The sequence below is a fragment of the Sunxiuqinia elliptica genome (assembly GCF_900113005.1).
Lineage (GTDB): Bacteria > Bacteroidota > Bacteroidia > Bacteroidales > Prolixibacteraceae > Sunxiuqinia > Sunxiuqinia elliptica.
In genome coordinates this window covers 359,092-372,548 of the sequence record NZ_FONW01000001.1, presented here as the reverse complement: position 1 = coordinate 372,548, position 13,457 = coordinate 359,092, and the positions used below count along the sequence as shown (strand labels likewise).

The 13,457-nt window shown below is 41.4% G+C and carries 10 protein-coding genes; 5 read left to right on the top strand and 5 right to left on the bottom strand.

From position 1 onward, the window contains the following. Window positions 1-22 precede the first annotated feature (22 nt). Window positions 23-2,176 (bottom strand): ribonuclease R, encoded by a 2,154-nt coding sequence (gene rnr, locus BM156_RS01460; protein WP_093918042.1) that lies wholly within the window; start codon window positions 2,174-2,176, stop codon window positions 23-25. A 100-nt stretch (window positions 2,177-2,276) separates the two neighbouring features. After that, complete coding sequence (locus BM156_RS01455; protein WP_093918041.1) at window positions 2,277-3,734, bottom strand: glycoside hydrolase family 32 protein; 1,458 nt, start codon at window positions 3,732-3,734, stop codon at window positions 2,277-2,279. Between the two features lie 90 nt (window positions 3,735-3,824). Here BM156_RS01455 and BM156_RS01450 point away from each other — a divergent pair, with 90 nt between their 5' ends. The 3 genes from BM156_RS01450 to BM156_RS01440 all read left to right on the top strand — a co-directional run bounded on the left by BM156_RS01450 (window position 3,825) and on the right by BM156_RS01440 (window position 8,595). Then, entirely contained in the window at window positions 3,825-6,305 is a 2,481-nt protein-coding gene (locus tag BM156_RS01450; protein ID WP_093918040.1) for a T9SS type A sorting domain-containing protein, read from the top strand. 302 nt (window positions 6,306-6,607) lie between these two features. Further along, window positions 6,608-7,501: a prephenate dehydrogenase gene (locus BM156_RS01445; RefSeq protein ID WP_093918039.1), complete on the top strand. Its 894-nt coding sequence runs from the start codon at window positions 6,608-6,610 to the stop codon at window positions 7,499-7,501. A 2-nt stretch (window positions 7,502-7,503) separates the two neighbouring features. Further along, on the top strand, window positions 7,504-8,595 hold the full coding sequence (locus tag BM156_RS01440; protein ID WP_093918038.1) for a chorismate mutase: 1,092 nt from the start codon (window positions 7,504-7,506) through the stop codon (window positions 8,593-8,595). Window positions 8,596-8,647: 52 nt separating this feature from the next. Here the strand turns inward: BM156_RS01440 and rnpA are convergent, their stop codons facing one another. The 3 genes from rnpA to BM156_RS01425 form a co-directional block, all read right to left on the bottom strand. Further along, a complete protein-coding gene (gene rnpA / locus BM156_RS01435; RefSeq protein ID WP_093918037.1) occupies window positions 8,648-9,028 on the bottom strand; it encodes a ribonuclease P protein component in 381 nt (126 codons plus the stop codon). Window positions 9,029-9,099: 71 nt separating this feature from the next. Continuing rightward, complete coding sequence (locus tag BM156_RS01430) at window positions 9,100-9,849, bottom strand: uroporphyrinogen-III synthase (RefSeq protein WP_093918036.1); 750 nt, start codon at window positions 9,847-9,849, stop codon at window positions 9,100-9,102. An 18-nt stretch (window positions 9,850-9,867) separates the two neighbouring features. After that, window positions 9,868-10,842 carry a DUF4271 domain-containing protein gene (locus BM156_RS01425; protein WP_093918035.1) on the bottom strand — a complete coding sequence of 325 codons (975 nt, stop codon included), beginning with the start codon at window positions 10,840-10,842 and terminating at the stop codon, window positions 9,868-9,870. 99 nt (window positions 10,843-10,941) lie between these two features. On the opposite strand from BM156_RS01425, the gene BM156_RS01420 reads away from it, so the two are divergent. Then, complete coding sequence (locus BM156_RS01420) at window positions 10,942-11,886, top strand: tRNA dihydrouridine synthase (protein WP_093918034.1); 945 nt, start codon at window positions 10,942-10,944, stop codon at window positions 11,884-11,886. Window positions 11,887-12,111: 225 nt separating this feature from the next. After that, on the top strand, window positions 12,112-13,443 hold the full coding sequence (locus BM156_RS01415; protein ID WP_093918033.1) for a TolC family protein: 1,332 nt from the start codon (window positions 12,112-12,114) through the stop codon (window positions 13,441-13,443). The last annotated feature ends 14 nt before the right edge of the window (window positions 13,444-13,457 follow it).

Genomic DNA, 13,457 nt, shown 5'->3' with positions numbered 1-13,457 from the left:
TAACTCCTGTTTAAAATAAAGATCACGTTTCAATGAGCTTAAAATCAAGCTGTTTTCTTTCAAGGTTTGCTCGCCAGATTTCGACTTTCACATGTTCCCCCAGTTGATAGGTTTTGTTGCTGTGTTTTCCAACCAAGCAATAGTTCTTCTCATCAAAAATGTAGAAGTCATCATCCAGTTCTCGGATGGGCACCATGCCTTCACATTTATTTTCTAGCTCGACGTAGATTCCCCAATCCGTAATTCCAGAAATGACACCTGGGAACTCTTGACCAACTTTGTCTTTCATGAACTCAACCTGCTTGTATTTGATGGATGAGCGCTCGGCCAAAGCTGCACGCGATTCCATCTCGGAAGAGTGGTGACAATGATCTTCATACTTCTGTGCGTTGGCTGACCGTCCTCCTTCGAGGTAGCGTTCTAAAAGCCGGTGAACCATAATATCCGGATAACGACGAATGGGAGAGGTAAAGTGGGAGTAAAACTCAAATCCAAGGCCGTAATGTCCAATATTTCGGGTGGAGTATTCGGCTTTAGCCATCGATCGAATAGCAAGGGTTTCAATAACATTCTGCTCGTTCTTGCCTTTGACGTTCTCCATCAGGCTATTCATCGAACGGGCGATTGCTCTGGAACTGGTTGTTTGAATGCCGTAGCCAAACTTATTGATGAAATGGTTGAAGTTGTCCAACTTTTCGGGATCCGGCCTATCGTGAATCCGGTAAACAAAGGTTTTGGCTTGCTTTTTATTTTTAGCCTTTCCAATAAACTCGGCCACCTTCTTATTGGCCAAAAGCATAAACTCCTCAATTAGCTTGTTACTTTCTTTTGACTCTTTGAATGAGACCGCTAAAGGCTTTCCGGTTTCTTCTTCAATTTCAAATTTTACTTCAATGCGATCAAAAGCTAGTGAGCCTTCGCGGAAACGTTTTCCCCGAAGCTTTACGGCTAAATCCTGAAGGGTTAGCACTTCGTCTTTTAAGTCACCCTCTCCGGTTTCAATAATGTCCTGAGCTTCCTCATAGGTAAAGCGCCTGTTGGAATGAATGAGGGTTCGGCCAAACCACTGCTTGAGCACTTCAGCTTCATCATTCAGGTGGAAAACTGCTGAGTAGCAAAGTTTATCTTCGTTGGGGCGAAGCGAGCAAACGCCATTGGAAAGCCGCTCTGGTAGCATTGGAACGACCCGGTCAACAAGGTAAACCGAAGTGGCACGCGAGTAGGCTTCGTCATCCAAAATGGTGTTTGGACGCACATAATAACTAACGTCAGCAATGTGTATTCCCACCTCCCAAACGCCTTTATCAATTTTTCTGATGGAAAGGGCATCGTCAAAGTCTTTGGCATCTTCCGGGTCAATGGTGAAAGTGGTGACATCACGCATGTCCCGGCGTTTTTCAATCTCTTCCTGTGGAATGTCAAGCGGTATTTTTTCTGCTGCTTTTAATACATTTTCAGGGAATCGGTAGGGGAGATTAAACTCCGCAAGAATGGCGTGCATTTCGGTTTCGTTCTTCCCTGAATCTCCCAGTACTTCAATAATTTCTCCGAATGGGTTTTTGGCTTTCTGAGGCCATTCCGTAATTTTTCCGATGGCTTTTTGGCCATCTTGGGCGCCATTCAGTTTTTCTGTTGGAATGAAAAGATCGAAACCAACTTTTCCAACTGGAACCAGAAAAGCATAATTCTTTGATCGCTCAACAGTTCCGACAAAGGTGGTTTTTGCACGTTCTACAATTTCGGCGACTTCACCTTCCAGTTGGTGTTTTTTACGACGGGCATACAAGTATACACGAACTTTGTCTCCCTCCATGGCGTGATTCAGGTTTCGCTGCGAAACGAGTACCGGACGATCGACTTCTTCTGATATTATGTGGGCAAACCCTTGGGGTTGAAGCTCAACACGGCCGCAGATGTCGCCGCCACGTGATTTTAGTTTAAATTTTCCTCGTTGAATTTGTTCGAGGTTTTCATTTTCAGCCAGCTCATCAAGAACAACATTGATGAGTTTCTTGGTTTCCATATCTTTTACACCTAAAAAAAGAGCTAACTGCTTGTAATTGTAGGTTTTTTGCGGATCGCCATAAAAGATATCGAGAATATGTTTTTTGAGTTGTTTTTTATTGAAGTTTGAAAGGTTCTTTGCCTTTTTCTTTCTGTTTTTCTTTTTTGCCATATTGTCAAAATATTTTTTTGAAGTTAGCCTATTCAAAACGAATAAAAAAGGGGAATGCTTGAATTTGCACTCCCCTGGTATGTTATTTTTTTGTTACGGGCTAATCCTCGGGGAGGTATATCGATTTAATCGGATGAACTTCCAATTTTTCGACCAGAAGTTCACCTCCGGTATTGTATAAAACAAGATCTTGAGCACTTGGTTCAGCCTTATAGCATGAGCTTAGCACTGCTTTTCCTCCATTGCCAAATAGCTCCAAGGAGGTTCGATCCAGTAAAATCTCCAGTTCAATTTTTCCATCTTCGGGCATCAGCCGAACACCTTTACCAAGACAGGAAAGGACGTTTTTTGTTGCATCATATCGAATTTCAACACCCACTTCTTTCCGAGAGTTTCGGACAACAAAGCCGAAGCTGTTCACGGTTTTAAGTTCAAAAGTACCTTTTATGTGAAGGCAATCGCCTTTTACTTTTTTCGTGAGGTTTTTGTTAAGACCGGGAATCAGGTTTTTATTTTCCCAAACAGCTCCCTTTTCGTGCAAAAGCTCAATCTCCTTAATTGGCGTTCGTACCAGGCGAATACCCTCTAAATAGGTTGTTAGCGCAAGTTCGCTAGGAAAAGTCATTTGCCCGTTAAAAGGCATATCGGGAAACTCTCCGCCTCGCATCCATGCCAGTTGAATTACGCGCCCATCTTCTTCCGGAATATTGCTGAAGGTTTGGGTTGCATAGTAATTCTTACCATAGTCTCCTTGTATTTTTGGGGTTTCCGGACTAAACTTTTTACCATCAAATTGTCCAACGATGTAGGAACCATCTCCGTCGAAAATAACCCAACGGGTATCATCAGCTCGTCGGTTTACCGGAAGCTTAACCAAATCAGGACATTCGTAGAAGCCGGGAACATGACTTTCGTAGTTCCAATCGGTCAGGTTTTCCGATGTGTAGATCGAGATTCCCTGTGCGTTTTGTACGCCGTCTGGTTTGCGCCACAAAACCATTACATACTTTTGACTTTCCTGATGCCAAAATACTTTGGGATCGCGAGCTTCGTCTTTTTCATTAAAAGGAATCACCGGGTTACCGGCAAATTTTTGCCAGGTTTGTCCTTTATCAGTGCTGTAGGCAATTCGCTGTCCATTGTCTTTACTTGTGTAGAATGCCAGCAGACAAGGGGTTGATCCCTGCTGTAAGCCAAGTAAGTTGTTGTGATCTACAATGGCCGATCCAGACCAGGCTGTTGCCAGTTCTTTATCTTTTGAGTTGTCATCAGGATAGATCGCAATAGGCTGGTGTTCCCAGTGGACCAAGTCTTTGGAGGTTGCATGCCCCCAGTGCATATAGCCCCATTCGTTTCCGTTTGGGTTATGCTGATAAAACAAATGATAGACTCCATCAAAATAGATCAATCCATTGGGATCATTCATCCAGTTTTGGGCTGGAGTGAAATGGAACTGAGGACGGTAGACTTCATCAAAATTGTGCTTTTGTGCTTGTGACGAAATCGCTGAAAAAAATAGTAAGTATGATAAAATGAGGTAGTTGTGCAAACTTTTCATGTTTTGTTTGTTATGGCTTTAGACTAGAAACACAAATTAACAAAAATAAGACAAGATTTCTCTTAATTTTGCTGGAATATTGAATCTAAAATGATGAAACGATTTTTATTGATCGCACTTATTGGATTGCTAGCTATCCCTGCTTTTTCGCAGAAAGCATGGCAACAAAGAGGGGTGAAGGTTCCGGCTCCAATTTGCTATGGATCAAATGTTAGTCATGCAAGTTGTGTGCATCCTCCTGAAGCGCATAGCCTTCGACTAAAGTCGGCAGCTCAAAAGAAATCGTCTATCATTGTGCGTTATGTTGGCTTTGATGAGGAGCCTAAAGCAGCCTTTCAGCATGCTGTGGAGATTTGGGAAAGTTTAATTGCTTCGCCCGTGCCAATTTACCTCACTGCTCGTTGGGTCAAGTTGGATGAGGATGTGCTGGGAAGCTGTGGCCCATATGAGTATTACGAGAATTTTGATGCTGCTCCTTACGAAAATTGTTACTACCCAATTGCTTTGGTTGAAAAACTGGAAGGCAAAGAGATTAGCGGAGAAGATGTTCCGGATATTATTGCTCAGTTTAACAGTGCTAACGAAGACTGGTATTTTGGAACCGACGGGCAAACACCAGCTGGGAAATACGATTTTGTTTCAGTCGTTCTTCATGAGATCGGGCATGGATTGGGCTTTACAGGTTTTTTCTACGAACAGGATAGACAGGGAGCTTATGGCGATATTCTTCCTTATCCGGGTATTTTCGATGAGTTGGTAATTAATCAGGTCGGCAATTATCTCGTGGATACCGATTTGTATCCGAATCCTTCTGTGGATTTGTATCGTCAGTTTCGTTCAAATAATTTGTATTCAAAAAGTGAGGCGGCCCGTTTACAGAGTGCAACCGATTCATACCCGCGCTTATTTGCTCCCACTGCTTTTGATGAAGGTTCGAGTATTTATCACCTCAATGAGTCAACCTATTTAAATGGCAACGAAAACTCGTTGATGACTCCTTATTTTGACATGGCCGAAGCCGTTCACGATCCTGGCCCTTATACCTTGGGCATTTTTGCTGATATGGGCTGGATTCACACAAGCATTATTCATGAACCTTTGAAAGATATTGAAGATGCTGATCAGTTGCTGGTTAATGCTGCTATTAGTACAGATACAGAAATTGATAGTAGTACGGTAGCTTTTATTTATTCGGTTGACGGCTTTGAAACAGCAGATACACTGGCGATGGGTTACAACGAGCAACAGCAGAAGTTTGAGCTTATCTTGTCTGAACTTGCTGAAGGGAGTTATGTGTATTATTTGACGGTTGTGGATACAAGTGGACGTAGTTTTTACTTGCCAACAAGGGCGCCACGTAAGAGCTTCAATTTTAAGATCGGTGTTGATTCGGAGTTGCCACTGGTGTCGCATCGACAGATTCCGCTCATGTTTGAAGGAGATTTAGCCGCGGAAGTATTGGTTGAAGCAACAGACAATGTTGGGGTGAAAGAGGTGAAGATGCGCTACCTGGTGAACGAAGATGAACCCAAAGAGTTAGTTCTTAAGTCAATTGGTGATGATTTGTACCGGGATACTCTGCGTTTGGAAGGTCTGGTTGATGGCGATTCAGTACGTTATCAGATCATTGTCGAAGATAGCTCCATCAGTGCAAATCAAACCATATTGCCCGGAGTAAATGGATATTACTTTTTCATGATCGATGGCTATTATGATCCTGTAGAGTTGTATGTCAATGATTTTAATTCAACTTCCAGAGATTTTAGTTCAGCAGACTTTTATATTGGCGAGGAAGAACTTTTCGAGAATGGAGCACTGCACAGTCCTCACCCTTATCCAAGTATTGAGAGAGATGAGGAAACACTTGATTTTACAGCAAAACTGAAATATCCGATTATCATTAATGAATTGGGGACAATTTCATTTCGGGAGGTGGTTTTGGTGGAGCCGGGAGAGACCAGAAGCGTGTTTGGTGATGAGAATTTTTGGGACTATGTGATTGTTGAAGCTTCGAAAAACGGAACAGGAGAGTGGTTGCCTTTGCTGGATGGTTATGATTCCAGAGAAAACACCACTTGGCTATCAACTTATAATAGTCTAATTGAAGGCAATAACTCAACAGCAACAGGTCAGGAAAGTTACTATGTTGATCGAATGTTCAAGCTAACGGATAGTGGTCATTTTCAGGCAGGAGATACGATTGTTCTTCGTTTTCGTTTATTTTCCGATCCTTATGCCAATGGTTGGGGATGGGTGATTGATGACCTTAAGATTCAGGATCCATCAACGGCTGTTGATTTGGTTGATTTTTCACCCGGCGAATTGTTGGTTTATCCCAATCCTGCTGCGGAAAAGCTGTTTGTTAAAGGCAGTTTCAAATTGAAAGCAGGAGCCGTAAAACTATCAATATTGAACACACAGGGACAACTTTTGAAACAAGAGCTGTTTGGAGATGTTGCTCGGGAACTGTATGAAGATGTTGATATTCAGTCTTTTGTTCCAGGATTGTATTTAGTTGTTTTCGAGTTTGAGAATGGTCAGGTCTTCACGCAAAAGTTCGTGAAACAGTAAAAATGAGATTTTTATTTAGAAAAAATGCAATCGCTTAAATCGTTGTTATCATGCGATTTAATGATTCAGTTTTAATTTGATAAAGAAAATAAAAAGACCTTAAGGTTTTGATTTTAAAAGAAAACGCTATCTTTGCTTTCAAATTCATAGGAATGACAACGATTTTTAGCAATACATTTTATTACTGGTTTTATTATTTCGGTTCACAAAACGGGGTCGAACGGTAGTGTATTGTTAAAATCTAAGATATATTACAAAAGAAGGTCCCGAGAAATCGGGACCTTTTTTTTATACCAAAAATCATGAATGTAACAATAATTGGGCTAGGATTAATAGGAGGATCAATCGCAAAAGATCTTCGAAAATGTGGTTTTGCAACTTCAGTTGTTGGAGTTGATGCCAACGAAAAGCATGCTGAAGAAGCAACACAAATTGGCTTGGTTGATCTGGTCTTACCATTGGATCAGGCGGTTGCTAAAGCAGACTTGGTGGTGATAGCGATTCCCGTAGATAAAATAAAGGTCGTATTGCCTCAGGTGCTTGATTTAGTATCTGACGGGACAACGGTAACGGATATGGGATCGACCAAGAAAGCGTTGGCTGATGCAGTTGATGGACATCCAAGGCGTCGAAATTATGTGGCTGCTCATCCTATGTCGGGAACGGAAAACTCGGGTCCAACTGCTGCTTTGGAAGGACTTTTTGCGAGTAAGATTGCAATTATTTGCGACCACGAAAAAAGTGGTCCACAGCACCTGGCCCTTATTGAAAAAATGTTTCAAGCTATGGGAATGGATATTGCCTACATGTCGGCTGATGAACAAGATCACAGCACGGCATTTATTTCTCACCTGCCACATGCTGCTGCTTTTGCACTAGCTAATGCTGTGCAGGACAAGGAAGATCGCTCCATTATTTTTGATTTGGCAAGCGGGGGATTTCGGTCTACAGTTCGCTTGGCTAAAAGTACTCCTTCAATGTGGGGACCAATCTTTCAACAAAACAAAAGCTACGTTGTTGAGTCGCTGGAGGTTTACATCAAGCACCTGATTGATTTCAAAGAAAGCATTCAGAATGATGAGGAACGGATGTATGATTTGATGGAGAACGCCAATAATATCAGATCCGTTTTAGGAGGACAAAATCCTTCGCTGATTAAAAATGAAGAGAAAATCGTTAAATTTTATACAAAGTAAAGATGGGAATAGAATTAGACATCAGACCAATTAAGGATTGGTTGCCACAGCAGGATAACCCGCTGTTAATTGCCGGGCCGTGTAGTCTGGAGACCGAAGAGCAAACATTGGAGACAGCTCATCAGCTAGCTAAAGATAAGCGAGTCTTTGTTTTTCGTGGTGGCGTTTGGAAGCCCAGAACACGACCCGGAAGCTTCGAAGGTGTTGGTGCGATTGGTTTGAAATGGCTGCAACAAGTGAAAAAAGAGACCGGCTTACCGGTTGGAACTGAAGTTGCTAATGCGCAGCATACTGAGGAAGCGTTAAATGCAGGCTTGGATGTGCTTTGGATTGGGGCACGCTCAACAGCAAGTCCGTTTGTGGTGCAGGAAATTGCTGATGTGGTGAAAGGGACCGATGCTGTTGTTATGGTGAAAAACCCGGTTAACCCCGATGTCCAATTGTGGATGGGAGCCTTGGAACGTTTGAATCAGGCAGGGATTAAAAATCTGGTTGGTATTCATCGTGGGTTTACACCGTTTCGCGAAACGCATTACCGCAATTATCCCAACTGGAAGACCTTTATTGAACTGCGTCGTTTGCTTCCTAATCTTCCTGTGATTTGCGACCCTAGCCATATTGCCGGAAAGAGAGAATATTTGTTTGAAGTATCTCAGAAAGCCTTTGACATGGGAATGGAGGGGCTGATGATCGAATCGCATCGTGACCCATCTTGTGCTTTGAGTGATAAAGAGCAACAGCTTACTCCTGCTGATTTGGGACTTCTTTTGGATAAACTGGTTATTCGTCAATCAAGTTCGTCTAACAAGCAGTTTGAGAATAAGCTGGAATTGCTCCGTAGCCGGATCGACGCATTGGATTCTGAATTGATGGAGGTGCTTTCATCTCGAATGGAAATTGCCCGTGAAATTGGCCGGTATAAGAAAGAGAATAACGTAACAGCGCTTCAGATTAACCGATGGACTGAATTGATGAACAAACGCATCTCATTGGGTGAGAAGCTTAGCCTGAATAAAACTTTTGTACAGATTCTTTTTCAGTTAATTCACGAAGACTCTGTGCGAATGCAAACAGAAATTATGGATGAAGATTAGTTGTCTTCAACCCCCTTGTATATTGAAGGATTACCGACTGGTGATCCTTTTTTTATTCCCAGCTTTCAGCGAGTTTGTCCAGCACTTTTTTCATGCCTTTTTCAATCTGCTTAAAGTCTTTTTCTTCTTTACAAGAATAGATAATCATCATGGCTAGCTGCTCTCCCTCGGGTATTCGGGCATAAAAAGCTGGCTTATTTAAGCGGTAGGCTTCGCGCATGCGACGTTTGATTAAGTTGCGGTGAACTGCTCGTTTAAAGTTCTTTTTAGAGACAGAAAAGCTTACTTGTACCGGATGATGGGAGGGGAGCGTCGTTTTGAGATAAACAACTTTCAGTGGAAAAACATAAAAAGAAGATCCCTGATCAAATAGTTGACCAATAAGACTGGTGCTGCAAAGCCGCTCCTTTTTTGTTAGCTTGAAGTTGTTCATGATAAACGCGAAAGTACAATAAAAAAAGGGGAAAAATCTTCCCCTTTTTTATTGAATATGGTAGTGATGATCTATTTTGCCTTGTTGTATTTCTTGATAAACTGCTCTAAGGCCATCGTCATAGAAGGGGCTTGTGCAGTTGGAGCCTGAATATCCAAACGAAGACCAGCTTCTTTTACCGCTTTGGCTGTTGTTGGGCCAAAAGATGCAATTTTGGTGCTGTTTTGTTCGAATTCAGGGAAGTTCTGAACCAATGATTTGATTCCAGAAGGGCTGAAAAAAACAAGGATGTCATAGTTCACGTCCTTTAGATCAGATAAATCGCTGCTTACCGTTTTGTAAAGAATGGCTTTGGTGTATTTAAAGCCTCCTTTATCCAATAGTTCAGGAATCTCTTGCTTATGGATATGGGAAAGTGGAACGAGGTATTTTTCGTTCTTGTGCTTTTTCATGATTTCAGTTAAATCATCAAAGCGGCCATTTCCATAAAAGATTTTCCTTTTTCTGTAGACAATATACTTTTGCAAATAGTAAGCGGTAGCTTCTGAAATGCAGAAGTATTTCATAGAGTCGGGCACTGTTACCCGTGTTTCCTCACAAATTCGAAAGAAGTGATCAATAGCTGTACGACTCGTAAAAATTACAGCAGAATGATCAAGAATTTGAATTCTTGTTTGCCTAAACTCTTTGGAGGAAACACCTTCTACCTGAATAAATGGTCTGAAATCAACCTGTACATTGGTTTTTTCAGCCAAGTCAAAATAAGGTGATTTTGTAGATTCAGGTTTTGGCTGCGAAACTAATATTTTCTTGATTTTCAAGTTATAAAACTTTTAAAATTATTTAATCCCGTTTTTAACCAATACCATGCTATAGATAAAAATCAACGGTAAAATTTCAAGGGTACAAAGGTATAAAATCAAATAAAAAATAGAAAAATGTTTCGTGATTAATATTTTTGCGCCCCGAATTATTAGCAATAAATAAAAGATTCCACACACCAGAAGCCCGATGTAGGCTACTGTACGTGGATTTTGAAGAGATGCAAATGCAATTACTAAACTTACTGGAAAAAGGAATAATCCGAGTACTCGATTGTGTAAATGCATGTTGTAAAGGTATTCTGAAGTCTCCTGAGTGCTGTCAGAGATCACTCCAACAATTGAATAGACCAAGCGCTTTAACAGGTAATAGCCGATGACCATTCCCAGGATGATGAGGTAAGTGATTAAGCTTGTTTGTCCGAACGAAACGTGAAAAAGGTTAAAAAATTGATAAATAAATACGCTGAATATCAGGTAGAACATTAAATCGAGCCGAAAGGCAGCATGAGTTATGCTGACAGAACGGTCGCGAAACAGGCGCGATGAAGTCGCATAATTGACGATCGAATGGAAAAGCTGGTTCAGGTATTTGTTGAAAAACAAGCGGACTGATGCCAGCAAAATAAGGAGCAAAATATAAACACCAATAATCCAGTCAGGTTTATCGCGTAGCAACGATTTTTCGGGCAACACAATGCCTGGGCGTGGAAGTTCGGTATGGGTTTCTACTTTTGTCGGGCTTATTGGTTTCAAACTGTCAAGTTTGATTGACTGTTCTGCTTGAGCCCGAGCTCTTTCACTTACGCGGGTTCCTGATTGCTTCGGGATCGCTTGCTGTGTGTTACTTGCTTGACGGACAGTGTCAAAATTGATGGTCGTATCTGGTTGAATCAACTTAGGTTGCAATTTTAGGGTGTTGGACGATCTGATCTCAACTGCTTGGTGTAGTTGTCGTAAAAGTGTATCATTTTGATTCGTACCTTGTAACATGCCAAACCAGTTGTGAAATTTCTACACAAAAATAAGGATTTTCAAGGTTAAATAGTGGGGCTTGCTACCTTTGTCTGTAAAATAGTTATCAACGTTTTTATGAGTGGAAAAGAAATCATAGACTTGGCTCCTTTGCAGGGGTTTACTGATTTTGTCTTTCGGCGCTGTCATCACCAGGTTTTTGGAAGCATCGATACTTACTATATTCCCTATATCTCGGTGGGTAAAGGAAAAAAAATACGCAACAGCCAGTATCGAGATGTATTGCCGGAGAATAATCAGGGGATACCGGTTGTTCCGCAAGTTCTGTGCGCAAATGTTGATGAACTGCGCTTGTTGGCCGATGAACTCAAACAGCTGAACTATTCCAGTGTAAATCTCAATTTGGGATGTCCGTATCCCATGGCAACAAAACGTGGAAGGGGAACCGGCTTGCTGGAGAATGACGAAATGCTGAGAGCTGTTTTGGATTGTTTGTTTTCGGACTATGATTTTCAGGTTTCCGTTAAGTTTCGATCGGGCTTGGTTGATGATCAGACGATTTTTAAGGAAATAGATACCTTGGCTGCTTATCCGTTCAGCCAGCTGATTTTTCATCCGCGCACAGCCAGGCAAATGTATAAAGGCCAAGCAAATCGTGATTTATTTGTTCGTTTGGCAAGCGAATTGAACCGTCCGCTGGTGTACAATGGTGACTTAGCGAATGCTGGTGATTTGGACGCGATTCAGCAGGCTGTCGCCGGCCAGCACCATTGGATGATTGGTCGAGGAGTTTTGATTAACCCGCTTTTGGTGAACCAGCTTAAAGGCGAGGAATTTTCGGATGCTCAGGAGCTGAATTTAAAAGCCCAGTTTCATCAATTGTTATTGGACAATTACCGAGAGGTGTTGCAGGATGATGGGCATGTGCTACTTAAAATGAAGCAATTTTGGAGTTATTTCTCACAAAGCTTTGAGAATCCGGCGAAGGTTTTTAAACCGATTAAAAAGGCCACCAAGTTGGCTCGCTATATGGAAATTTATCCCTCAATTTTGAGTATGTAAACTGCTGTTTGGCTTGGTGGTAATATTAATTTAACATTAGTATAGATTATTTGAAGAAGTGTTTAGGCTATATTTTGATCTGAAAATAAGATAATTACGTCTATTTTTGTAAGCGATTACTTTTTACACTTACAAATATTAAAACATTAATACATCTAGAAATATAGATATTTAAATGTAAAAGTGTAGTTTTGCTACCTGAAAATTGAAAAAGACTAAAAAGGTATGCAAAAGAAACTACACATTTACGTGCTTATTTTAAGTTTTGCTTTGCCGCTTCTCGGGAGGAGCCAGGCAAGACAGTTAAGCTTAAAAGAAGCGTTGGAGTTGGCCGAAGCAAACAACCTGACCTCTCAAAGCGCTATTGCCAGAAAGGATGCGGCCCGTGGAGCTTACCGAATGACTAATTCCTTGTTTTTACCTGGAGTATCGGTTAGTCATACCGGAGTTTCAACGAATGATCCGCTTTCATCTTTCGGCTTTAAATTGAAGCAGGAAGTGGTTACACAGGCCGATTTTAATCCGGCTGTTTTGAATGACCCGGACAACATTGAGAATTTTACTACAAAAATTGAAGTTCAACAACCCATTCTTAATGTGGATGGTTTGTACGCCCGCAAGGCAGCTCGTAATCAATATGAAGCTGTCTCGCTACAAGCCGATCGAACACATCACCAAATAAGTTATGAAGTAAAGAAAGCTTATTTTGGGTTGGAGTTAGCTCAGGCAGCAGTTGATGTTTTAAAAGAGTCGGTAAACGTTGCCGAGGAAGCCTTGAAATTGACCAAGGATAATGAAGAGCAAGGCTTTGTAAAGCATGCTGATGTTTTGGAAGCCTCGGTGCGCTTAGAAGAGCGTCGGAATCAATTGCGGGAAGCTAATAATCAGCTTCGCACAGCAAATGAATTTTTGGCTCATTTAATCGGGGTGGACTTGGGAACGACTATTGAACCAACTGATTCGATGCCCGGATCACCTGTTTTACTTTCGCTGAATTCGATCCCACACCAGTTAGAAAGCCGTTCAGACCTCAAAGCCGTACAGAAACAAGTTGAAGCAACTGAAAACATGCTTCGTTCAGAAAAACTAAAATTCATTCCCAAGTTAAATGCTTTTGGAAGTTACGAATGGAACGATAAGGAAATACTGGGAACATCAGCCAGCAACTATTTCGTTGGAGCCAGCTTAAGCTGGAACTTATTCAGCGGATATAAAAATGTTGGAAGTGTCCAACGGGCGAGTTCTCAAGTTCGCGAAGCTCAAATCAATTATCAAAATTATCTGTCTCAAAGCCAAATACAATTAAACAGAGCCCAGCGTAAACTAGAACTAACTTACCAGCAAATTCAATCGAGTGAACTGGCTCGTGAACAGGCCGAAGAATCACTTCGGATACGAACAAACCGGTTTGAGCAAGGACTCGAAAAAACAACAGATTTGCTCATTGCCGAGGCTCTTGCTTCTAAGAAAAGCCTCGATCACATTCAAGCTATTTACAATTATAAGCAAGCCATTTTTGAGATGGAGTTATTGCTTGAAAAAGAAATTAACGAATAAAAAGCCAAGACAAT

Excerpts from the sequence above, each read along its gene's own strand:
- rnr (WP_093918042.1), bottom strand. The coding sequence starts at position 2,176 with ATGGCAAAAAAGAAAAACAGAAAGAAAAAGGCAAAGAACCTTTCAAAC.
- BM156_RS01455 (WP_093918041.1), bottom strand. The coding sequence starts at position 3,734 with ATGAAAAGTTTGCACAACTACCTCATTTTATCATACTTACTATTTTTT.
- BM156_RS01450 (WP_093918040.1), top strand. The coding sequence starts at position 3,825 with ATGATGAAACGATTTTTATTGATCGCACTTATTGGATTGCTAGCTATC.
- BM156_RS01445 (WP_093918039.1), top strand. The coding sequence starts at position 6,608 with ATGAATGTAACAATAATTGGGCTAGGATTAATAGGAGGATCAATCGCA.
- BM156_RS01440 (WP_093918038.1), top strand. The coding sequence starts at position 7,504 with ATGGGAATAGAATTAGACATCAGACCAATTAAGGATTGGTTGCCACAG.
- rnpA (WP_093918037.1), bottom strand. The coding sequence starts at position 9,028 with ATGAACAACTTCAAGCTAACAAAAAAGGAGCGGCTTTGCAGCACCAGT.
- BM156_RS01425 (WP_093918035.1), bottom strand. The coding sequence starts at position 10,842 with ATGTTACAAGGTACGAATCAAAATGATACACTTTTACGACAACTACAC.
- BM156_RS01420 (WP_093918034.1), top strand. The coding sequence starts at position 10,942 with ATGAGTGGAAAAGAAATCATAGACTTGGCTCCTTTGCAGGGGTTTACT.
- BM156_RS01415 (WP_093918033.1), top strand. The coding sequence starts at position 12,112 with ATGCAAAAGAAACTACACATTTACGTGCTTATTTTAAGTTTTGCTTTG.